This is a genomic window from Enterobacter cloacae complex sp. SHL009 (assembly GCF_049237205.1).
In the GTDB taxonomy this organism is placed as follows: domain Bacteria; phylum Pseudomonadota; class Gammaproteobacteria; order Enterobacterales; family Enterobacteriaceae; genus Enterobacter; species Enterobacter cloacae_M.
The window spans coordinates 24,616-46,430 of the sequence record NZ_JBMKIW010000010.1; the positions used below are offsets into that span (position 1 = coordinate 24,616).

The following is a 21,815-nucleotide window of genomic DNA, read 5'->3' on the forward strand; positions in this document are numbered from 1 at the left end:
GGCGAAGACGTATTTGATTTGCATCAATAAGCGCCCCTGCTGAATCGTTAAGGTAGGCAATAATAGAAAAGAAATCGAGGCAATAATGAGCAAAGTCAGACTCGCTATCATCGGTAACGGCATGGTCGGCCACCGCTTTATTGAGGATCTTCTCGATAAGGCCGATGCTGAGCAGTTCGATATTACCGTGTTCTGTGAAGAACCCCGCAAGGCGTACGACCGTGTACACCTGTCTTCCTACTTCTCCCATCATACCGCCGAAGAGCTCTCTCTGGTGCGCGAAGGTTTCTACGAGAAGCATGGCGTAAAAGTGCTGGTGGGCGAACGCGCTATCACCATCAATCGTCAGGAAAAAGTGATCCACTCCAGCGCCGGGCGTACGGTTTTTTACGACAAGCTGATCATGGCGACGGGCTCCTATCCGTGGATCCCGCCGATCAAAGGCTCGGAAACTCAGGATTGCTTCGTCTACCGTACCATTGAAGACCTCAACGCCATCGAATCCTGCGCCCGTCGCAGCCGTCGCGGCGCGGTCGTCGGCGGCGGTCTGCTGGGTCTGGAAGCGGCAGGCGCGCTGAAAAACCTTGGCGTTGAAACCCACGTCATCGAATTTGCCCCGATGCTGATGGCCGAACAGCTCGACCACATGGGCGGTGACCAGCTGCGTCGTAAAATCGAAAGCATGGGCGTGAAGGTTCACACCAGCAAGAACACCAAAGAGATCGTTCAGGAAGGGACTGAAGCGCGCAAAACCATGCGCTTTGCCGACGGCAGCGAGCTGGAAGTGGACTTCATCGTCTTCTCCACCGGTATTCGTCCGCGCGACAAGCTGGCGACCCAGTGCGGTCTGGCCGTGGCGCAGCGCGGCGGGATCATGATCAACGACACCTGCCAGACCTCCGATCCGGATATCTACGCGATTGGCGAATGCGCCAGCTGGAATAACCGCGTCTACGGTCTGGTAGCGCCGGGCTACAAAATGGCGCAGGTCGCCGTGGACCATATCCTCGGCAGCGAAAACGCGTTTACCGGTGCAGACATGAGCGCCAAGCTGAAGCTGCTGGGCGTGGACGTGGGAGGCATTGGCGATGCGCATGGCCGCACGCCCGGCGCTCGCAGCTATGTCTATCTCGACGAAAGCAAAGAAGTCTACAAACGCCTCATCGTTAGCCAGGACAACAAAACTCTGCTCGGTGCGGTGCTGGTGGGCGACACCAGCGACTTCGGCAACCTGCTGCAGATGGTGCTGAACGCCATCGAGCTGCCGGAAAACCCGGACGCGCTGATCCTCCCGGCGCACGCGTCCAGCGGCAAGCCGTCTATCGGCGTGGATAAACTGCCGGACAGCGCGCAAATTTGCTCCTGCTTCGACGTCACCAAAGGCATGCTGATCTCCGCCATCAACAAAGGCTGCCACACCGTGGCGGCGCTGAAAGCGGAAACCAAAGCCGGTACCGGCTGCGGCGGCTGTATTCCGCTGGTCACTCAGGTGCTGAACGCCGAGCTGGCAAAACAGGGCATCGAAGTGAACAACAACCTGTGCGAGCACTTCGCGTATTCTCGCCAGGAGCTGTACCACCTGATCCGCGTGGAGGGCATTAAGTCCTTTGACGAGCTGCTGGCGAAGCACGGTCAGGGCTACGGCTGCGAAGTGTGTAAACCGACCGTCGGCTCCCTGCTGGCCTCCTGCTGGAACGAGTACGTGCTCAAGCCCGAGCATACGCCGCTGCAGGACACCAACGATAACTTCCTGGCGAACATCCAGAAAGACGGTACCTACTCCGTGATCCCGCGTTCCGCTGGGGGCGAAATCACGCCGGAAGGGCTGGTCGCCGTGGGCCGTATCGCCCGTGAATTTAACCTGTACACCAAAATCACCGGCTCCCAGCGTATCGGCCTGTTTGGCGCGCAGAAAGACGATCTGCCGGAAATCTGGCGTCAGCTGATTGAAGCCGGCTTCGAAACCGGTCACGCGTATGCCAAAGCGCTGCGCATGGCGAAAACCTGCGTGGGCAGCACCTGGTGCCGCTACGGCGTGGGCGACAGCGTGGGCTTCGGCGTGGAGCTGGAAAACCGCTACAAAGGCATCCGCACCCCGCACAAAATGAAGTTTGGCGTCTCCGGCTGTACCCGCGAATGTGCGGAAGCGCAGGGTAAAGACGTGGGTATCATCGCCACCGAGAAAGGCTGGAACCTGTACGTCTGCGGCAACGGCGGGATGAAGCCACGCCACGCGGACCTGCTGGCGGCGGATCTCGATCGCGATACGCTGATTCAGTATCTCGACCGCTTCATGATGTTCTATATCCGCACCGCCGATAAGCTGACCCGTACCGCCTCCTGGCTCGATAATCTGGAAGGCGGCATCGATTACCTGAAATCGGTGATCATCGACGACAAGCTGGGTCTGAACGAACATCTGGAAGCGGAGATGGCGCGCCTGCGCGAGGCGGTGATCTGCGAGTGGACTGAAACCGTCGACACCCCGGCGGCGCAGACGCGCTTCAAACACTTCATCAACAGCGCCCAGCGCGACCCGAACGTACAGGTTGTGCCGGAGCGTGAACAGCATCGTCCGGCGACACCGTATGAACGAATTCCGGTCACGCTGGTGGAGGAAAACGCATGAGCCAGTGGATAAACATTTGCGATATTAACGACATCATCCCGGCCACCGGCGTATGCGCGCTGCTGGGAAGCGAGCAGGTTGCGATTTTCCGCCCTCGCCACGATGAACAGGTTTTTGCCATCAGCAATATCGACCCGTTCTTCGAGGCCAGCGTGCTCTCCCGCGGACTGATTGCCGAGCATCAGGGCGAACTGTGGGTCGCCAGCCCGCTGAAAAAGCAGCGTTTCCGCTTAAGCGACGGATACTGCATGGAAGATGAGAGTCATTCAGTGAAGCACTATGATGTCCGCGTGAAGGACGGCAAGGTGCAGCTGAAAGGCTAATCCTCCGCCTTTTCAATACGAAAAGCTTATGACCCCTTATGGGTAACGGCAGGAAAAACCGTATGTTTTGTACGATTCCTGCTGTTATCCTGACGTCAATTCTTACCCCCTCCATGAAAGCTGCGAGGTAACGTCGTGGATCACCTGCCGATTTTCTGTCAATTACGCAACCGCGACTGCCTTCTCGTGGGCGGCGGCGACGTGGCTGAACGCAAAGCGCGCCTGCTGTTAGAGGCTGGCGCCCGGCTCACCGTCAACGCCCTCACCTTCGCCCCACAGTTTGAGGTCTGGGCCCAGGAAGGGATGCTCACGCTGGAACAGGGTGAGTTTAATGAATCTCTGCTCGATACCTGCTGGCTGACGATTGCCGCGACGGATGATGATGAAGTGAACCAGCGCGTCAGCGACGCCTGCGAAGTGCGCCGAATCTTCTGTAACGTGGTGGATGCGCCGAAAGAGGCCAGCTTTATCATGCCGTCGATTATCGACCGCTCGCCGCTGATGATTGCGGTATCGTCCGGCGGACGCTCGCCGGTTCTCGCCCGCCTGCTGCGGGAAAAGCTGGAGGCCGTGCTGCCGCAGCACCTTGGTCAGATTGCCCATTACGCCGGGCAGCTCCGCTCCCGCGTGAAGCAAACCTTCTCGACCGTTGGCGAGCGCCGTCGCTTCTGGGAAAAATTCTTTGTGAACGACAGGCTGGCGCAGTCGCTGGCGAATCAGGACACCAAAGCCGTTGAAGAGACGACCGAACAGCTGCTGAGCGAGCCGCTGGACCATCGCGGCGAAGTGGTGCTGGTGGGCGCAGGCCCCGGCGATGCAGGCTTGCTGACGCTGAAAGGGCTACAGCAGATCCAGCAGGCCGATACCGTGGTTTACGATCGCCTGGTCTCTGATGACATCATGAACCTGGTACGCCGCGATGCCGACCGCGTCTTCGTAGGCAAACGGGCGGGCTATCACTGCGTTCCGCAGGAGGAGATTAACCAGATCCTGCTGCGCGAGGCGCAGAAAGGTAAGCGCGTGGTGCGCCTTAAGGGTGGCGATCCTTTTATCTTTGGTCGCGGCGGCGAGGAGCTGGAAACCCTGTGTGACGCGGGCATTCCGTTCTCCGTGGTGCCGGGCATTACGGCGGCATCCGGCTGCTCAGCTTACTCTGGCATTCCGCTGACCCACCGTGACTATGCCCAGAGCGTGCGTCTGGTAACGGGCCATCTGAAAACCGGCTGCGAGCTGGACTGGCATAACCTGGCCGCGGAAAAGCAGACGCTGGTCTTCTACATGGGGCTAAACCAGGCCGCTACGATTCAGGCGAAGCTGCTGGAGCACGGCATGGAGGCTGATATGCCGGTTGCGCTGGTGGAAAACGGTACGTCCATCAAGCAACGCGTGGTGGATGGCGTACTGACGCAGCTCGGTGAACTGGCGCAGCAGGTCGAAAGCCCGGCGCTGATTGTGGTGGGTCGCGTGGTTGAGCTGCGCGATAAGCTGAACTGGTTCTCAAATCACTAACGCATATTCTTCCTTTGCGGAGTAGTCCTTATGTGGACTACTCCCCTCTTACCGCTGTCGATAACATACCGCCCCGAAGTGGAATTTCTCCCTTTATTCCCTTGAGTTACATCCAACTTTCGTTTTTAAGACAAGGAATGCGTATGTTCAAACTGGCAAAAGCCGCCGTTCTGGTTGGCCTGTTATCGACTCTGACTGCCTGCACCGGTCATGTACAGAACACCAAAAATAATTGCAGCTACGATTACCTGCTGCACCCGGCGATCTCCATTTCGAAGATCATCGGCGGTTGCGGCCCGGCGGCGCAGCAGTAAGCGATTTTCAGGCGTAAAAAAACCGGGATTTCCCGGTTTTTTAGTTTAGGGAAGTGCGGTCTGATGCCTTCACCCTGACCCTCTCCCACAGGCAGAGGGAACAAACCCTAAAAACGGTAACGTGGTTACCGTTTTGCTTTTACCTACGGTTTACCCACAAACCCAATCGCTTCGTACACCGCTTTCAGGGTTTCGGACGCACGCGCGCTGGCTTTTTCCGCGCCGTCTTTCATCACCTTCTGCAGGAAAGCTTCGTCGTTACGGTAGCGGTGATAACGCTCCTGCAGCTCGGTCAGCATACCGGAAACGGCGTCTGCCACTTCACCTTTCAGGTGGCCGTACATCTTGCCTTCGAAGTGTTTTTCCAGTTCAGGAATGCTCTGGCCAGTCACGCCGGAGAGGATATCCAGCAGGTTGGAAACGCCCGCTTTGTTCTGCACGTCGTAGCGCACCACAGGCGGCTCGTCAGAGTCGGTGACCGCGCGCTTGAGCTTTTTGACGACGGATTTCGGATCTTCCAGCAGGCCGATAACGTTGTTGCGGTTATCGTCAGACTTGGACATCTTCTTGGTCGGCTCCAGCAGCGACATCACGCGCGCGCCGGACTTCGGAATAAACGGCTCTGGCACTTTGAACACATCGCCGTAAATCGCGTTAAAGCGCTGGGCGATATCGCGGCTCAGCTCCAGATGCTGCTTCTGGTCTTCACCCACCGGCACCTGGTTGGTTTGATACAGCAGGATGTCTGCCGCCATCAGCACCGGATAGTCGAACAGACCGGCATTGATGTTTTCAGAGTAGCGTGCGGATTTATCCTTGAACTGCGTCATGCGGCTCAGCTCGCCGAAATAGGTGTAGCAGTTCAGCGCCCAGCCCAGCTGCGCGTGCTCCGGCACGTGAGACTGAACGAAAATGGTGCTCTTCTCAGGATCGATGCCGCAGGCCAGGTACAGCGCCAGCGTATCCAGGGTGGCTTTACGCAGCTTCTCAGGATCCTGACGCGCGGTAATCGCGTGGAGATCGACGATGCAGTAAATGCAATGGTACTCATCCTGCATGCTGACCCACTGACGTAACGCACCCATGTAGTTACCAATGGTCAATTCACCTGAAGGCTGTGCGCCACTAAAAACGATGGGCTTAGTCATTATTCAATTCCTGATGTTCACTGTGCGAAAGCCCGAGGGCGGGCAACAAATCTTTGAAGTGGTCGAAGACCACATCCGGCTCACTTAGCGTGATGGCTTCACCGTAGTTGTAGCCATAGGTTAATCCGACGGAAGGACACCCTGCCGCTCGGGCAGCCAGAATATCATTGCGCGAATCCCCAACAAAGAGCAGCTCCGCAGGGGTTAAGGATAATTTTCCTGCCACCAGCAACAGCGGTTCCGGATGCGGCTTTTTGTTCTGCACGTCGTCACCGCCCACAATCACGGAGAAATACTTAGCGATATCCAGCGCTTCCAGCAGAGGCGCAACAAACGGCGTCGGTTTGTTGGTCACCAGCCCCAGCGGAATGCCCTTCGCGTGCAGCGCGCTCAGCGTTTCCTGAACGTCCGGGAACAGGAAGCTGCCCTCCTCGACGGTCTCTTCGTAGAAACGATCGAACAGTTTGCGCAGAATCCGCAGCTGCTCATCCTTAGGGATGTCAGCGTGGTCAACGCTCGGTTTACCCTGCGCGGAACGCTGCGACGCGCGCTCCTGACGCGCCCACGTCAACGCGCGCTCCATCAGAACATCGGCACCGTTGCCAATCCACGTTACCACGCGCTCTTCCCCCGCAACGGGGAGTTCAAGGGCGTACAGCGCCTGGTCTACGGCGCTCGTTAAGCCCGGCGCGCTGTCGACCAGCGTGCCGTCGAGGTCAAATGCGATACCCCGAATTGCCTGCAATTTATCCATGACTTACCTTCGCCAGCTCGCGGCGCATTTCATCAATGACTTTTTTGTAATCCGGTTGGTCGAAAATGGCTGAACCGGCAACAAACATATCCGCACCGGCTGCCGCAATTTCACCAATGTTATTCACTTTCACACCGCCGTCCACTTCCAGACGAATATCGTAGCCTGACTCGTCAATACGACGGCGCACCTCACGCAGCTTATCCAGCGTGTGGGGGATAAACGACTGACCGCCAAAGCCCGGGTTAACGGACATCAGCAGAATCACATCCAGCTTGTCCATGACATAGTCGAGATAGCTCAGCGGCGTGGCCGGATTAAACACCAGGCCCGCCTTGCAGCCGTTCTCTTTGATCAGCTGCAGCGTGCGGTCCACGTGTTCAGAGGCTTCCGGATGGAAAGTGATGATGCTGGCACCCGCTGCGGCGAAATCAGGCACGATGCGATCGACAGGCTTCACCATCAGGTGGACGTCGATCGGGGCGATAATGCCGTAGTTACGCAGCGCCTTGAGCACCATTGGGCCAATGGTCAGGTTAGGGACGTAGTGGTTGTCCATCACGTCGAAATGGACCACATCTGCGCCAGCCGCGAGAGCTTTGGCGGTGTCTTCACCCAGGCGGGCAAAATCGGCCGACAGAATTGAGGGAGCAATCAAAAACTGTTTCATCCGCTTCTCCTTGAAATGTGTTTACCGGCGGGCAAAACGGCTCAGGGGCGATAAAGAGCCAGAAGTTCGTCCACCTTTTTACGTGTGCCGCCGTTGCTGCTAATGCTACGCCGCACTTTGACCTGAAAATGCTTTGCGGCTTTGTACCATTCGCGCGTATCAGGCGTGTCGTGATTCGAAATTAACACCGGAATTCTTTTGCTGACCAGCTTTTCCGCCATCTCCGCCAGACGAGCCTGCTCGGCCGGGCTGAAGCTGTTGGTGTGATAAGCGGTGAAATTCGCCGTTGCAGACAGTGGTGCGTAAGGCGGGTCACAGTAAACCACCGAGTTTACGCCTGCCAGTTCCATACACTCTTCATATGAGAGGCAATGAAACTCTGCGTTCTGCGCTTTTTCGGCAAAGTGGTACAGCTCGTCCTGCGGGAAATACGGACGCTTATAGCGACCAAACGGCACGTTAAATTCCCCGCGCAGGTTATAGCGGCACAGGCCGTTGTAACCATGTCGGTTGAGATAGAGGAACAGCAGCGCCCGACGGAACGGATCCTGACTCTGATTAAACTCAGTGCGGAACTGGTAGTAAACGTCCGGGTGATTATTCTCCGGCGTAAACAGTTTGCGCGCCTCTGCGACATACTCTTCGGTACGCAGCTTAACAATGTTATAGAGGCTGATAAGGTCGTTGTTGATATCCGCAAGGATATAACGAGAAAAATCGGTGTTGAGGAACACCGATCCCGCACCTACGAAAGGCTCGATTAGACACTCGCCTTTTGGCAGGTGCTTTTTAATATCATCGAGCAGGGGGTATTTCCCCCCTGCCCATTTCAGAAAAGCGCGATTTTTTTTCATGCTGACTAACTGATTACACCTTCTCCGGCTGTGGAGAAAGCTCCGACAGCATCCTGCGCTTTAAACATTACTTCAGATCGGCCTGAACCTGATGAATCGGCTTCGCCCACGGGTTTTTCGCCTGAACATCAGCTGGCAGTGCCGCTACGGCACGTTTCGCTTCATCTTTGGACGAATAAACGCCGCTGACCAGCACATACCACGGCTGACCGTTGCGGGTCGTCTGATAAACAACGTAGTTTTTCAGATTTGATTTCTTCGCCCAACCGTTGAGGTTGTCATAGTTAGACGAACTGCTCAGCTGCAGCGTGTAGTTGCTGGATGGCGCAGACTTCAGCGAGCCAACGTTACCTGCCGTTTTGCCTGCTGCGGCGCTGGAGGCTGCTGCCGTGGCTGCCGGAGCTGTTGCTGCAGGTGCAGCTGTGGTCGCCGTTGCTTTCGGCGCGGTCTGCGTGACTGGCGCTTTAGCAGGCTCGCTCACCGCAGCCGTTTCGGTGTGTTTCGGCTGTGCCGGTGCAGCTTTCACTTCAGGCGCTTTCACGACTGCCTGAGGTTTGGTTTCACGCTTAGGCTCAATCACCGCCTGCTTACGTTCAGGACGCGTCGCAGCTTGCATCTGGCGCGGTTTGGTTTCCGTCGCAGCCGTTTGTGGCTGAGCGTTACCACCGCGAATCGGGGCAACGGTTGCCGGCTCAGTTGGCAGCGTAGAGTTAACCACGACGTTATCAACCTGCTGCTGGTTCTGCGGCTGCGTCAGCGCATTGTTCAGATCTCCCTGAACTTCTACGCGCTGCTGGCCTTCAGGCGTAGCAGGTGCCTGACCCTGAGCAGGGGTTGAAGAAACGGGCGGTAGAGAAACATCCTGCGGCGCTGTGGTGTTACCTGCGGTCTGCTCTGCGGAAGTCGCACCCGGCGCAGGCTGTGCGCCATTCGCCTGATTAGTCGCATCGTTACCGGACAGGTTGATGCTCTTCTCAGCGGAAGCAGTTTGCTCGGTTGAGTTCGTTGACGGTGCTTTAAGCGCGGAGCCAATGCCGACAATCAGCAGCACTAGCACCAGAACGCCAAGACCCATCATAATGTACTGGCGGGAAGCCGGTTTCGGCGCAGCGGCTTTTTTACGTTTACGCGGGCGACGCTCTACAGGCTGTTCGTCCATTGAATCTTCTTCGGACTCATAATCCTCTTCTGCTCGCTCTTCGTGCGCGTTGCGGCTGCGCGAAGGGCGACGATCGTCTGCATCCAGATCAACATCGTCAAAGTTGATCTGCGGCTCGTTATCACGTTCTGAAGATTGACGAGAACGACCAGTACGACGATCGCTGGGATCGGGTTTCAGCTCGTCTTCTGGTTTGAATTCATCCATTTAACACCCCACTCAAAGGCTTATGCTAACGACTTTGCATTTCACCTGAAGCTAAACGACCACCTGCGACAGTGGCCTGACCTTTCTAGTTGTTACGCCTGCTGACAATCAGCGATAGCGCCAAGAACGACATCGTGCGGCACTCCGCCGCGCACTTCACTCTTCCCTATTGCAAGCGGGAGTACAAGACGCATCTCACCTGCCAATACTTTTTTATCGCGCATCATGTGGGGTAAATACGCTTGCGCCGACATCTCCTGCGGCCCGGTTACCGGCAAACCTGCACGTTCAAGCAGCGCAATGATGCGCGCCGTCTCTTCAGGTTTAAACTGCCCCAGACGTTCAGAGGTGCGGGCTGCCATGACCATACCGGCCGCGACGGCTTCACCGTGCAGCCAGTTGCCGTAACCCATCTCGGCTTCAATGGCGTGGCCAAACGTATGCCCAAGATTCAGTAAAGCACGTAAGCCCGTTTCACGCTCGTCTGCTGCAACAACTTCTGCTTTCAGTTCACAACAACGACGAATGCAGTATGCCAGTTTAGCCTCATCCAGGCACAGCAGCGCATCCATATTCTCTTCAAGCCAGCTAAAGAACTCGCCATCAAGAATAATGCCGTATTTGATCACTTCAGCCAGACCCGAAGCCAGCTCGCGCTTCGGCAGCGTTTTCAGACAGTCGAGATCGACCACCACCGATGCGGGCTGGTAGAACGCGCCAATCATGTTTTTGCCGAGCGGATGGTTGACTGCCGTTTTGCCACCCACAGAGGAGTCGACCTGGGACAGCAACGTGGTCGGGATTTGAATAAAACGGACGCCACGTTGATAGCTTGCGGCCGCAAAGCCGGTCAGATCGCCCACAACACCGCCGCCCAGGGCAAGCAGTGTTGTATCGCGACCGTGCGGTTTTTGCAGCAATGCGGTAAAGACGGTATCCAGTACCGTCAGGCTTTTATACTGCTCGCCATCGGGGAGAATCACACTGTCGACTTTTACGCCCGCCTGCTCAAGCAGATGGCGTACGCGGTCGAGATAAAGCGGAGCCAGCGTCTCATTGGTGACCAGCATCGCCTGATCACCCGCTTTCAGTGGTAAAAAGGAAGCTGGGTCGTTAAACAAACCAGCCGCGATGGTGATAGGGTAACTACGTTCCCCGAGAGTAACTGTAATCCTCTCCATGACGCGACATCCACCTTTAATGCTTTTACCCGCAGGCGAGTGTATATAAAGCCAGAATCAGTTGCTTTCCAGCATATGAATAATCTGGTTTGCAACCACTTTAGCGCTCTGGTCGTCAGTACGAATGGTCACGTCGGCAATCTCTTCATACAGCGGATTGCGTTCATCGGCCAACGCTTCCAGAACTTCGCGTGGTGGCGTTTCAACCTGCAGCAGCGGGCGCTTTTTATCGCGCTGCGTACGTGCCAGCTGTTTCTCGATGGTCGTCTCAAGATAGACCACTACGCCACGGGCGGAGAGACGGTTACGGGTTTCGCGAGATTTCACAGAACCGCCGCCTGTTGCCAGAACGATGCCCTGTTTTTCCGTGAGTTCGTTGATCACTTTTTCTTCTCGGTCACGGAAACCTTCTTCGCCTTCTACATCGAAAACCCAGCCCACATCAGCTCCGGTTCGTTTCTCAATCTCTTGATCAGAATCGTAAAATTCCATATTGAGTTGTTGAGCTAACTGACGCCCAATAGTGCTTTTGCCGGCACCCATAGGCCCAACCAGAAAGATATTGCGTTTCTCTGCCATTTTATCGGTACTACTAAGACTATTCGTTAATGGTAATCCCCGCTTCGCAGACACCCGGCGTAGCAGGACATGAACTGAAACCTCATATGCAATAGAGCGAGAGTCAGACTAAAAATTATCTCAATACTCCGGCTTGTTTGGCAACTGATTAAATCACCGCGTCGGGCGCATAAGGTAATAAGACGTAAGTCCAACTCAAATCGGTACTCCTTGTATGCTAATTCATGCCCCACGTCAAACATCTGCAACAAACTGAATGCAAAATCATTGCGGGGATCGTTACCCGTCAGCGAATACCGACCAGACGTGGTGTAATAAACACCACTAGCTCGCGCCGTTCATTATCCTTACCATCGTGGCGAAAAAGCTGTCCAAGCCAGGGGATTTTCCCCAGCCCAGGCACGCTGTCGCTGCCGGTTTTGTTCTTCTGCGAAAAAATTCCGCCCAACGCCAGCGTTTCTCCACTTTTTACCTCCACCTGGGTTTCTATCTCCTGTTTGTCGATCGCCAGCGTTTCGCCGTCAGCCTGCTGCAGAACCTGTCCCGGCATATTTTCGCTGATGTGCAATTTCAGGCGCACGCGCCCACCCGGTAAGACCACCGGTGTGACCTCCATTCCTAATACCGCCTCTTTAAACTCAACGGAGGTTGCCCCGCTTTCACCGCTTGAGACCTGATACGGGATTTCACTCCCCTGCTTGATGCTGGCCGGCTGCATATGCGAGGCCAGCAGCCGCGGGCTGGCGATGATATCGACCTGCTGTTTTTGCTCCAGCGCAGAGAGCTCCAGATCCAGCAGCCGACCATTGATCCGTCCGATGTTAAAACCCACGTGGCTGGTGGCGCTGGCGACGGATAGATCGCTGCCAAGCGTGGTGAGCTGGCCAACCTTGCCCGCGTCGGCGGCGTCGGCGAGATTCCACTTCACCCCCAGCTCACGCAGGCTTTTTTCATTAATGGTCACAATATGCGCCGCCAGCTCGACCTGTTCGACGGGAATATCCATCTGAGCGGCCCAGCGCTGCAGCGTCTCCACCACCGTCTGGTTATCCCGAATCAGCAGCCGGTTGGTGCGTTTGTCGAGAGACAAACTTCCCTTTGGGCTCAGGAGCTTTTCCGCGTCTTTTTGCAGCTCTCCGGCATCGGCATAGGACAAAGCGATGCTGTGAGACACCAGCGGCGCATCAAGCTGTCGACGCGTTCGCTCCTGTTCTGAACGTTCCTGCTGCTCACGCTGCCAGGCCGCGGTATGCACATAAAAAATGCCGTCCTCCTCTCGCAAAACAAGGCCAGCGCTGGTGGCAACCGTCTGTAACGCTTGACGCCAGGGGACGCGCGTCAGGTTGAGCGAAAGCGTGCCGCCGACGTCAGGCGATATCACCAGATTTCGGTTCTCCTGTGCAACCAGGCTCTGCAGCACCTGGACTACAGGCACGTCATCCACCACCAGCGTGACCGGTTTTGGCGCGGCGGCCCACAGCGGATGGCTGAACGCCAGCAGCCACAGCATTATCCGTAAATTCATTCTTATTCGTTCCTTCTCGTTGCCACGTCCATGTTCCTGGTTCACATGTGTCACCCACATCAACAACCAGTTCCGTTTCATTGATGGCTGTTATCGTCCAGCCTGCCGGGAAGCGCTCATGCATTTTCAGGCGGTACCAGCGCTTTTGCCCATCCTGTAAAATGCCGATAGCCTGCTGTCCTCCCACCATGCCGCAGTAGCGCCACTGCGCCAGCTCGCCTATGGCGCAGGGATCGTCCGGCGGGCGAAACGGATCGCGCATGCCGGTCAATAGCAGCGCTGAGCAAACCAGCAAATATCGCGCGCTATTTCGCATGTTCCAGCTCCAGCCGCAGGCGCAACGCTGTACCTTGTGGTGCAATCGCGAAAGCGGCGATCTGCACATCCCGCTGCGCCAGCCGGGAAAAAAGCGCCGGGAGAGCCTGCCACTTCACCTCCAGCATCAGTTCCCCTCCGTTCTGCAGCGGCTTCCAGTGAACCAGCGTCGCGTTATCGCCCTGAAAATCGAGCGGGGAAAACGCCGTCAGCGCCAGTGTGTCCGTTGTTTCCGGACGAAACGGCACCTTTCTGACGGCAGGCCATAACGCCGCGTTCGTCCTTGCGTCCTGAATCATCTGTCGCTGTCGTTCAGCACACTGTCTGTCTAGCGGTCTGAGCAAGGTGCCCCACGCGGCCAGTCCTGCCAGGAGACTCCCCAGACACCAAAAAAGCACCCGAGACCAGGGACGGCTTTCGCACCAGCGTTCTAACAGGGTATCCATGCATTACCCCTCGCTTTTAAGATGGAGGGTGAACATCCACCGCCCCTGGCTGTCCTGCCGAAGCTCACCCGCCGTTCCGGGCGTAAAACCCGCTATTTGGCCCAGCGCATCGCGCAGAGCAGACAGGGCTGGCAGGGTTATGGCATACCCGCTCAGCGTCAGAGCAGGAGGCTGATAGCGAAGCTCTGTCAGCCAGACCTGTGAAGGAGTGGCGCGGGAAAGGGACTCCAGCACCGGTTGCCATGCGCGTCGTTGAAGGGTCTGCGCTGGCTTCTGCGCCTGTGAGGCGAGTTTCTGCCGGGAGGCAAGCGCGTGCTGCACGGTCTGCGTTCCCGTCAGCTCCGTTTGCAGCGCGTGCAGCCTCATAAGAGGGTTTATCCGCAGGCAGAAAATGATCGCGAACATTAACAGCACGGTGCCGACACACATTCCGCCCCAGAAGTGCAGGCATCGCGCGCGTCTCTGCTGTCGCCAGGGCAGAAAGTTCATGATGCTCATCCGGGCACCTCGCTCATGGCCAACGCCAGCGCAACGGTATAATCAGCGCCGCAGTCCGGTAGCGGGGCATGGCAGCGTTCCAGGATTTCCCACGGATCACGTCGGCTATCAAACAGCGCGATGTCATCCGAACCAAGCCCCAGCAGCGCTGAAAGCTCAGACACGTTTTCGGCTTCTGTGGTAATGCGGCGTCCCCACTGGTGGCGCATCGCCCACAGCCACTGCCGATCGTCCCGCCAGGCGACGCACGTCGCTGGCGCCACCGCGGGAAGAAGATTCGCCAGCGCGCTGGCATCCGGCGTAACGGCCACCAGCCGCAAACGCAGCGTTTTCGCCAGCGCCAGTAGGGTGTCGATCTCGTTGTTTTGCGCGGCGGTCACGTGAAAGGTATTGCTGAAGGTATCCTGCGCGTAATCGAAACAGAGCGTATCAGCAGACATCTCCAGTTCGCGCGCGAGCGCCGCACCAAGCCATGAGAGCTGCTCGCTGTCGCGCAGCGCAACGGTCGGGCGGGGGAGCGCCCGTTGCAGAGTGCGTGCTGCCGGGAAAGAAAGGAATGCCCGATGGTAGTGCGGCAGCGTTTTGCGCCAGTCGCGTAACGCATCAACCAGCTGTTCTGGCTGACAAATTTTGCCGTCACGAATGATGCCCTCGTCCAGAGGAATCGCCCACCAGCGGCGCATGCACCAGCCCAACTTCTCCCGGGCCAGGGCGACGATCAGCACCCTATCCTGTTGAATATGAACGCCCGTTTGCCATATTTTGAAAGCCATGCTTCACGATCTCCTTATCGCCCGTCGGGTTGACGGCTATATCAATGAATCAGGCTTGCCTTTATACTACCGCGCGATTGTTTAGAAACTGCCCAAGTGAAACCAAATGGGAAATCTCCGGTGAAGTTCGTAAAGTATTTATTCATCCTTGCAGTCTGTTGCATTCTGCTGGGAGCAGGCTCGATTTACGGTTTGTACAAATATATTGAGCCACAGCTACCTGATGTCGCCACGCTTCGCGATGTGCGCCTCCAGATCCCGATGCAAGTCTATAGCGCCGATGGCGAGCTGATGGCGCAGTATGGCGAGAAGCGTCGTATTCCGCTGACCTTAAACCAAATTCCACCCGTGATGGTAAAAGCCTTTATCGCCACGGAGGACAGCCGTTTTTACGAGCACCACGGTGTCGATCCGGTGGGGATTTTCCGTGCCGCGAGCATTGCGTTGTTCTCTGGTCACGCCTCTCAGGGGGCAAGTACCATCACGCAGCAGCTGGCGCGTAACTTCTTCCTCAGCCCTGAAAAGACGCTGATACGTAAGATCAAAGAGGTGTTCCTCGCGATCCGTATTGAGCAGCTGCTGAGCAAAGACGAAATCCTTGAGCTGTACCTCAACAAAATCTACCTGGGTTACCGAGCCTATGGCGTGGGGGCTGCCGCACAGGTGTACTTCGGTAAGCCCGTTGAGCAACTCACCTTAAGCGAAATGGCAACCATTGCTGGTCTGCCGAAAGCGCCGTCCACGTTTAACCCGCTCTACTCGCTCGATCGCGCCACCGCGCGCCGTAACGTCGTTCTGTCACGCATGCTGAGCGAAGGCTACATCAGCCAGAGCGAGTACGACCAGGCGCGTAACGATGTGATTGACGCTAACTACCACGCCCCTGAAATCGCCTTCGCATCCCCTTACCTGACCGAAATGGTTCGTCAGGAGATGGTGAATCGCTATGGTGACAAGGCCTATGAAGATGGCTATCGCGTGTACACCACCGTCACCCGTAAGGTCCAGCAGGCGGCTCAGGAAGCGGTGCGGAACAACGTGATGGACTACGATATGCGTCACGGCTATCGCGGCCCGTCAAACGTGCTCTGGAAAGTGGGCGAAAGCGCGTGGGGCAGTAAAAAAATCACCAGTACGCTGAAGGCGCTGCCAACCTATGGTCCCCTCCTTCCTGCCGTGGTGACGCAGGCCGATCCTCAGGAAGCCGTTGCGACGCTCGCGGACGGTACTTCCGTCTCGCTGCGTATGGACGGTATCCGCTGGGCGCGTCCTTACCGCTCGGATACCCTGCAGGGCGCAACGCCGCGTAAAGTGACCGATGCCGTGCAGACCGGACAGCAAATCTGGGTGCGGAAGGTAGGCGAATCCTGGTGGCTGGCACAGGTGCCGGACGTCAACTCGGCCCTGGTCTCTATCAATCCACAGAACGGTGCCATCCTGGCCCTGGTCGGCGGGTTTGATTTCAACCAGAGCAAATTTAACCGCGCCACCCAGGCGCTGCGTCAGGTCGGTTCCAATATCAAACCGTTCCTCTACACGGCAGCGATGGATAAAGGCTTGACCCTCGCCAGCATCCTTAACGACGTGCCAATCTCCCGCTGGGATGCCGGTGCCGGTTCCGACTGGCAGCCGAAGAACTCCCCTGCGGAGTATGCCGGCCCAATTCGTCTCCGTCAGGGCCTGGGACAGTCGAAAAACGTGGTGATGGTGCGCGCCATGCGCGCGATGGGCGTCGACTATGCCGCAGAGTATCTGCAGCGCTTCGGTTTCCCGGCGCAGAACATCGTTCGCACCGAGTCGCTGGCGTTAGGCTCCGCCTCGTTTACGCCGCTTCAGGTCGCACGCGGGTACTCGGTGATGGCCAACGGCGGCTTCCTGATTGATCCGTACTTCATCAGCAAGATTGAAAACGATCAGGGCGGCGTGCTGTTCGAAGCGAAGCCGAAGATTGCCTGCCCTGACTGCGATATTCCGGTCATTTATGGCAATACGCCGAAATCCGACGTGCTTGAAAACAAGGACATGGAAGACCCTGCCGTGTCTCAGGAGCAGCAGAACGGCGTCGTGCCGCAGCCGCAGCTCGAGCAGGCTAACCAGTCTCTGGTGGCACAGACCGGCGCGCCGGAGTATGCCCCGCATGTGATCAACACGCCGCTGTCCTTCCTGATCAAAAGCGCGCTGAACACCAACATCTTCGGTGAACCGGGCTGGCAGGGCACAGGCTGGCGCGCAGGGCGTGATTTGCAGCGCCATGATATCGGCGGTAAAACGGGGACAACCAACAGCTCGAAAGACGCGTGGTTCTCCGGCTACGGCCCGGGCGTGGTGACATCGGTTTGGATCGGTTTCGACGATCACCGCCGTGACTTAGGTCGTACAACGGCCTCCGGCGCGATTAAGGATCAGATCTCCGGCTACGAAGGCGGTGCGAAGAGCGCGCAGCCGGCCTGGGACGCCTACATGAAGTCCGTTCTTGAAGGCGTGCCGGAGCAGCCGTTAACGCCACCGCCAGGCGTGGTGACGGTTAATATCGACCGCAGCACGGGTCAGCTCGCCAACGGCGGTAATAGTCGCGAAGAGTATTTCATCGAGGGCACGCAGCCAACCACGCAGGCGGTGCACGAGGTGGGGACAGAGATTATTGATAACGGCGAGACGCACGAGCTGTTCTGACAACAAAGCAAAACGGCAACCTCTGGTTGCCGTTTTTGTGTTTGCTCCCTCTCCCGTGGGAGAGGGTTGGGGTGAGGGCATCAGGCCACTACAGTCGCCCCTGCCCCTTCAACCATTCCCGTACCAGGAACAGCGCGCTCACGTTGCGAGCCTCATTAAAGTCAGGGTCTTCCAGAAGATCCATCAGGTGCGCTAGCGGCCAGCGAACCTGCGGCAGCGGCTCCGGCTCATCCCCTTCCAGCGATTCAGGATAGAGGTCTTCAGCCACCACGATATTCATTTTGCTGGAAAAATAGGACGGCGCCATGCTCAGCTTTTTCAGGAATGAAAGCTCATTCGCACCAAAGCCCACCTCTTCTTTAAGCTCGCGGTTTGCCGCTTCAAAGACGGTTTCACCCGGGTCGATAAGCCCTTTCGAGAACCCAAGCTCGTAAGATTCCGTTCCCACAGCGTATTCGCGGATCAAAATCAGATGATCGTCGACAATGGGAACAATCATCACCGCTTCGCGCGAAGAGGGGCGCATACGTTCATAAACGCGACGCACACCGTTGCTGAACTCCAGGTCCACACTTTCGACATTAAACAGGCGCGATTTGGCGACAGTTTCTACATTCAGAATGGTGGGTTTTTGTAGTGGTTTGCTCATCTTGATGGGTCTTAGCAGTGAGAACTGGCGTTATTGTGCGATATGCCGCACGGTTTCGGCAATGTCAATCGCTCTTTATTTACATTTATGCAACGTAACTGGGATCAATCCTCAATTCAAAACAAATGTCAAGAGGTTGAAATGTTTCCAGGAATTTGCTGATATCGCGCCATAACAGGCTTTGCTATCATCACCGGTCACTGGGATGCGCTTCAGAATGCTCAAGTTCGACTCCATACTTGCCGATAGCCAGCCACAGACTCTCATTCAATGTAAAGGTGCTACTGACTACACCTGTAAGAAGATAAGTAAGATGGGGAAAGCATGAGCACCATTTTGATTGTTCTCGCTGCTATGCTGGCCGGCGCGTTTGTTGCAGGATGGTTGTACAGGCGCCGCGTACAGCGCCGTTATCGTCTGCCCTTTTTAAATGCATTTGCGGGTGCGAGCACGCGTAAACTCACGCAGGACGAGCGCGATGCGGTTGAAAACTATCTCGAAATCCTGAACCGTACCCAGTTAACGCCTGGCCCAACGGGAGCCACTGCTGCGCCCGTCGCGCTAAAGCTTAATGCGCAAAGTGATACCGTGCTCTGCGTGACGCGCTCCATCACGCGCTATGGCATCACCACTGATGACCCCAACAAATGGCGTTATTACCTTGATTCCGTCGAAGTGCATCTGCCCCCGTCCTGGGAGCAGTACATTAATGACGAAAACAGCGTTGAGCTGATTCACACCGATTCATTGCCTCTGGTTATCACGCTTAACGGCCATACGCTGAATGAATACCTTCAGGAAGCCCCGCGTTTTGCGCTGGAACGCGCGAGTTCAACACAGGCGTCCATTCGTGGCGAAGAGACAGAGCAGATCGAACTGCTGAACATTCGCCAGGAGACGCATGAAGAGTACGCCCTGAGCCGCCCGGACGGCATCCGTGAAGCCATTCTGATCGTTGCTGCCTTCCTGCTCTTTTTTATCTGCCTGCTCACGCCGGATGTGTTTGTCCCCTGGCTGGCTGGCGGTGCGGTGCTGCTGCTGGCCGGCGGGCTTTGGGGTCTCTTTGCCCCCCCGGCCAAAACCTCGTTGCGCGAGATCCACTGCCTGCGCGGGACGCCAAAGCGCTGGGGCCTGTTCGGTGAAAACGATCAGGAGCATCTCAACAATATTTCGCTCGGTATTATCGACCTGATCTACCCGCGCCACTGGCAGCCGTGGATCGCGCAGGACTTAGGGCAGAAAACCGACATTGATATCTACCTTGACCGCCACGTTGTGCGCCAGGGGCGCTTCTTATCCCTGCATGATGAAGTGAAAAATTTCCCGCTTCAGCACTGGCTACGCAGTACGGTCATTGCTGGCGGCGCCGCGCTGGTCTTAGCCATGCTGCTGCTTTTCGTGCCGCTGGATATGCCCATTAAATTCACCCTGTCGTGGATCAAAGGGGCGCAAACCATTGAAGCGAGCAGCGTCAATAAACTGGATGAAGCCGGTGTACGCGTGGGGGACACGCTGCGCCTGAAGGGGACCGGGATGTGTAATATTCACACGCCGGGGGCGTGGAACACGCGTCAGAACTCGCCGTTCATGCCGTTCGACTGTTCGCAAATTATCTGGAACGACGCGCCGCCGCTGCCGCTGCCGGAATCCGAAGTGGTGAACAAGGCCACGGCTCTCACCCAGACGGTTAACCGCCAGCTGCACCCGAAACCGGACGATGATTCGCGCGTCAGCCCCGCGCTGCGCTCGGCCATTCAGAAATCAGGCATGGTTCTGCTGGATGATTTTGGTGACATCGTCCTGAAAACGCAGGATTTATGCTCCTCTCAGGATGAGTGCATACGCCTTAAAAACGCCCTGGTAAACCTGGGGAACAGCAAAGACTGGGACTCGCTGGTGAAACGCGCCGAAGCGGGACGACTGGATGGCGTTAATGTCCTGCTGCGTCCGGTGAGCGCTGAATCGCTGGATAACCTGGTTGCCACCTCGACGTCGCCGTTCATGATGCGCGAGACCACCCGCGCGGCTCAGGCGCTGAACAGCCCGGCGCCGGGCGGCTTTGTGATAGCAAGCGATGAAGGCAGCGACCTGGTCGATCAGCCCTACCCGCAGGTTGCGCTTTATGACTACCCGGCTCAGGAGCAGTGGAGCCAGTTCCAGCGCCTGGCGCAGATGCTGATGCAAACGCCGTTCAGCGCCGAAGGGATTGTCACGAGTATTTATACCGACGCCAACGGCACTCGCCATATCGGCCTGCACCGGATGCCGGATAGCGCAGGCTTGTGGCGTTACATCGGCACCTCTCTGCTAATGACCGCGATGCTGATCGCCATTTTCTGGAACGGCTTTATGGCCCTGCGCCGCTACCAGCGCTCGCGCACCCGGCTTGCCGACATCCAGCAGTATTATGAAAACTGCCTCAATCCTAAGCTGATCCCCTCGTCTGAGAGCCTGATCTGATAACGTCGTTGCGCGGCAAGATGTGCTACCCTGTCGCGCACGTTTCTTCTGGCTGGAGTTCCCCCTTATGCATCTTGATATCGCCTGGCAGGAGGTAGATACCGTTCTGCTGGATATGGACGGCACGCTGCTCGATCTCGCCTTTGATAACTATTTCTGGCAAACGCTGGTGCCTGAAACCTATGGCGAGCAGCAGGGGATCTCCCCGGCGGAAGCGCAGGCATTCATTCGTTCGCAATATAGCGCGGTGCAACATACGCTAAACTGGTACTGTCTTGACTACTGGAGCGAGCGCCTCGGTTTGGATATTTGTGCCATGACCGCCGCCCAGGGCCCGCGCGCCGTTCTGCGCGAGGACACCGTGCCCTTTCTGGATGCGCTGAAAGCAAGCGGCAAGCGCCGTATTTTGCTGACCAACGCGCATCCACATAATCTGGCGGTGAAGCTGGAGCATACGGGCCTGGCATCGCACCTTGATTTATTACTTTCCACCCACACATTTGGTTATCCGAAAGAGGATCAGCGGTTGTGGCATGCGGTGAGGGAAGAGACGGGTTTGCAGCCAGAACGTACGCTGTTCATTGATGACAGCGAGCCCATTCTGGATTCCGCGGCAAGATTTGGCATTCGCTACTGTCTGGGCGTGACCAATCCTGACTCTGGCCTGGCTGAAAAAAGCTATCTGCGCCACCCTGGACTAAACGACTATCGCCAGATGATCCCCTCACTGACCGTGAAGGAGACGCCATGAAAGAAAAACCCTCTGACGGGGTAAGACTGGATAAATGGCTGTGGGCAGCGCGTTTTTATAAAACACGCGCCCTTGCCCGCGAGATGGTTGACGGCGGAAAAGTGCATTACAACGGCCAGCGCAGCAAACCGAGCAAGCTGGTTGAGCTGAATGCCACCTTAACGCTGCGTCAGGGCAACGATGAACGTACTGTGGTGATTAAAGCCGTTACCGAACAGCGTCGACCTGCAGCGGAAGCCGTACTGCTTTATGAAGAGACGGCGGAGAGCATTGAAAAGCGCGAGAAGACCGCGCTGGCGCGCAAAATGAACGCGCTGACGATGCCCCACCCGGACCGGCGACCGGATAAAAAAGAGCGCCGCGACCTGATGAAATTTAAACACGGTGAGACTGATTAA

At 56.9% G+C, this 21,815-nt stretch carries 21 protein-coding genes; 8 read left to right on the forward strand and 13 right to left on the reverse strand.

The features are described from left to right. Positions 1-85: 85 nt before the first annotated feature. From nirB to ACOTZC_RS19505, 4 genes are all read left to right on the forward strand, one after another. A complete protein-coding gene (gene nirB, locus ACOTZC_RS19490) occupies positions 86-2,629 on the forward strand; it encodes a nitrite reductase large subunit NirB (protein WP_248169764.1) in 2,544 nt (847 codons plus the stop codon). Continuing rightward, entirely contained in the window at positions 2,626-2,952 is a 327-nt protein-coding gene (nirD, locus tag ACOTZC_RS19495) for a nitrite reductase small subunit NirD (protein WP_023309475.1), read from the forward strand. The genes nirB and nirD overlap by 4 nt, the downstream gene beginning before the upstream one ends. Before the next feature lie 135 nt (positions 2,953-3,087). Continuing rightward, on the forward strand, positions 3,088-4,461 hold the full coding sequence (gene cysG, locus ACOTZC_RS19500; RefSeq protein ID WP_047173937.1) for a siroheme synthase CysG: 1,374 nt from the start codon (positions 3,088-3,090) through the stop codon (positions 4,459-4,461). 143 nt (positions 4,462-4,604) lie between these two features. Beyond that, positions 4,605-4,775 (forward strand): YhfL family protein, encoded by a 171-nt coding sequence (locus ACOTZC_RS19505; protein WP_008503029.1) that lies wholly within the window; start codon positions 4,605-4,607, stop codon positions 4,773-4,775. 143 nt (positions 4,776-4,918) lie between these two features. Here the strand turns inward: ACOTZC_RS19505 and trpS are convergent, their stop codons facing one another. The 12 genes from trpS to ACOTZC_RS19565 form a co-directional block, all read right to left on the reverse strand. Further along, complete coding sequence (trpS, locus tag ACOTZC_RS19510) at positions 4,919-5,923, reverse strand: tryptophan--tRNA ligase (protein WP_023309477.1); 1,005 nt, start codon at positions 5,921-5,923, stop codon at positions 4,919-4,921. Continuing rightward, positions 5,916-6,677, reverse strand: coding sequence for a phosphoglycolate phosphatase (gph, locus tag ACOTZC_RS19515; RefSeq protein WP_033146807.1), 762 nt, complete (start codon positions 6,675-6,677; stop codon positions 5,916-5,918). The genes trpS and gph overlap by 8 nt, the downstream gene beginning before the upstream one ends. After that, complete coding sequence (gene rpe, locus ACOTZC_RS19520) at positions 6,670-7,347, reverse strand: ribulose-phosphate 3-epimerase (protein WP_421635958.1); 678 nt, start codon at positions 7,345-7,347, stop codon at positions 6,670-6,672. The genes gph and rpe overlap by 8 nt, the downstream gene beginning before the upstream one ends. 41 nt (positions 7,348-7,388) lie before the next feature. Beyond that, positions 7,389-8,201 (reverse strand): adenine-specific DNA-methyltransferase, encoded by an 813-nt coding sequence (gene dam / locus ACOTZC_RS19525; RefSeq protein WP_023309480.1) that lies wholly within the window; start codon positions 8,199-8,201, stop codon positions 7,389-7,391. A gap of 67 nt (positions 8,202-8,268) precedes the next feature. Further along, positions 8,269-9,567: a cell division protein DamX gene (damX, locus tag ACOTZC_RS19530; protein WP_421635959.1), complete on the reverse strand. Its 1,299-nt coding sequence runs from the start codon at positions 9,565-9,567 to the stop codon at positions 8,269-8,271. A gap of 92 nt (positions 9,568-9,659) precedes the next feature. Further along, positions 9,660-10,748, reverse strand: a complete 1,089-nt coding sequence (gene aroB, locus ACOTZC_RS19535; RefSeq protein WP_023309482.1) for a 3-dehydroquinate synthase — start codon at positions 10,746-10,748, stop codon at positions 9,660-9,662. A 57-nt stretch (positions 10,749-10,805) separates the two neighbouring features. Further along, positions 10,806-11,327, reverse strand: coding sequence for a shikimate kinase AroK (gene aroK / locus ACOTZC_RS19540; protein ID WP_003861630.1), 522 nt, complete (start codon positions 11,325-11,327; stop codon positions 10,806-10,808). Between the two features lie 286 nt (positions 11,328-11,613). Continuing rightward, positions 11,614-12,837 carry a DNA uptake porin HofQ gene (gene hofQ / locus ACOTZC_RS19545; protein WP_233426952.1) on the reverse strand — a complete coding sequence of 408 codons (1,224 nt, stop codon included), beginning with the start codon at positions 12,835-12,837 and terminating at the stop codon, positions 11,614-11,616. After that, entirely contained in the window at positions 12,764-13,168 is a 405-nt protein-coding gene (locus tag ACOTZC_RS19550) for a HofP DNA utilization family protein (protein ID WP_047173941.1), read from the reverse strand. The genes hofQ and ACOTZC_RS19550 overlap by 74 nt, the downstream gene beginning before the upstream one ends. Beyond that, the gene (locus tag ACOTZC_RS19555) at positions 13,158-13,613 is read right to left on the reverse strand and encodes a hypothetical protein (protein ID WP_047173942.1); all 456 of its coding nucleotides are present in this window, start codon (positions 13,611-13,613) and stop codon (positions 13,158-13,160) included. The genes ACOTZC_RS19550 and ACOTZC_RS19555 overlap by 11 nt, the downstream gene beginning before the upstream one ends. Before the next feature lie 3 nt (positions 13,614-13,616). Beyond that, positions 13,617-14,111 (reverse strand): PilN domain-containing protein, encoded by a 495-nt coding sequence (locus tag ACOTZC_RS19560; RefSeq protein ID WP_047173943.1) that lies wholly within the window; start codon positions 14,109-14,111, stop codon positions 13,617-13,619. Next, positions 14,108-14,884 (reverse strand): hypothetical protein, encoded by a 777-nt coding sequence (locus tag ACOTZC_RS19565; RefSeq protein ID WP_047173944.1) that lies wholly within the window; start codon positions 14,882-14,884, stop codon positions 14,108-14,110. The genes ACOTZC_RS19560 and ACOTZC_RS19565 overlap by 4 nt, the downstream gene beginning before the upstream one ends. A 120-nt stretch (positions 14,885-15,004) precedes the next feature. On the opposite strand from ACOTZC_RS19565, the gene mrcA reads away from it, so the two are divergent. Further along, positions 15,005-17,557 carry a peptidoglycan glycosyltransferase/peptidoglycan DD-transpeptidase MrcA gene (gene mrcA / locus ACOTZC_RS19570; RefSeq protein WP_047173945.1) on the forward strand — a complete coding sequence of 851 codons (2,553 nt, stop codon included), beginning with the start codon at positions 15,005-15,007 and terminating at the stop codon, positions 17,555-17,557. A gap of 88 nt (positions 17,558-17,645) precedes the next feature. On the opposite strand, the gene nudE is transcribed toward mrcA, so the two are convergent. Beyond that, the gene (gene nudE / locus ACOTZC_RS19575) at positions 17,646-18,206 is read right to left on the reverse strand and encodes an ADP compounds hydrolase NudE (protein ID WP_008503041.1); all 561 of its coding nucleotides are present in this window, start codon (positions 18,204-18,206) and stop codon (positions 17,646-17,648) included. Between the two features lie 324 nt (positions 18,207-18,530). On the opposite strand from nudE, the gene ACOTZC_RS19580 reads away from it, so the two are divergent. From ACOTZC_RS19580 to hslR, 3 genes are all read left to right on the forward strand, one after another. Then, positions 18,531-20,666 (forward strand): intracellular growth attenuator family protein, encoded by a 2,136-nt coding sequence (locus tag ACOTZC_RS19580; RefSeq protein ID WP_047173946.1) that lies wholly within the window; start codon positions 18,531-18,533, stop codon positions 20,664-20,666. A 67-nt stretch (positions 20,667-20,733) separates the two neighbouring features. Next, positions 20,734-21,417, forward strand: a complete 684-nt coding sequence (gene yrfG, locus ACOTZC_RS19585; protein ID WP_421635960.1) for a GMP/IMP nucleotidase — start codon at positions 20,734-20,736, stop codon at positions 21,415-21,417. Continuing rightward, positions 21,414-21,815 carry a ribosome-associated heat shock protein Hsp15 gene (gene hslR, locus ACOTZC_RS19590; RefSeq protein ID WP_023309491.1) on the forward strand — a complete coding sequence of 134 codons (402 nt, stop codon included), beginning with the start codon at positions 21,414-21,416 and terminating at the stop codon, positions 21,813-21,815. Before yrfG ends, hslR begins: the two co-directional genes overlap by 4 nt.